Annotated in this window: 1 protein-coding gene; it reads left to right on the top strand. The window is 54.4% G+C overall.

What is annotated here, in order from left to right; translation table 11 throughout:
- The first annotated feature begins 74 nt into the window (after positions 1-74).
- Positions 75-374: an IS3 family transposase gene (locus U869_RS0127450; protein WP_025123399.1), complete on the top strand. Its 300-nt coding sequence runs from the start codon at positions 75-77 to the stop codon at positions 372-374.
- Positions 375-528: the final 154 nt, after the last annotated feature.

Below are 528 nucleotides of genomic sequence, written 5' to 3'. Positions count from 1 at the left end.
TATAGTGGCACACTGATACTGGCCACCTGATCGGAAGGTGATATTCTCACCTCCCCAACACTACAGGTGACCCAATGGCAAAACATTTCACGCCAGAATTTAAGCTCGAAGCAGCAAAACTGGTTGTCGACCACGGCTATACCTACGTTAAGGCCGCTGAAGCGGTTAATGTCAGCCATTCGGCTATCACCCGTTGGGTTAATAAGCTGCGACTTGAGCGCCTAGGGAAAACGCCCGCCGGGCTTCCTCTGACGCCCGAACAGCTCGAGCTGCGCGAAATGAAGAAAAAGGTTCAGCGCCTTGAAATGGAGAACGAAATCCTAAAAAAGGCTACGGCGCTCTTAATGTCGGACGCACTCAATGGTTCACGGTAGTCGACAGGCTTAGAGCGCGATATCCGGTCGCTGCGTTGTGCCAGACTTTTGACGTCCATCGCAGCAGCTACAGGCACTGGCAGGCTTCAGCGAATGAGCACGACGGCGAACGTGTGGTCAAGCGCAGCCAGGTCATGGAGGCCTGGAACGCCAG

It is taken from the genome of Serratia sp. H1w (assembly GCF_000633355.1).
In the GTDB taxonomy this organism is placed as follows: Bacteria; Pseudomonadota; Gammaproteobacteria; order Enterobacterales; family Enterobacteriaceae; genus Chania.
The sequence above is the reverse complement of the archived record's forward strand: the minus strand, read 5'-3'. Positions and strand labels throughout refer to the sequence as shown.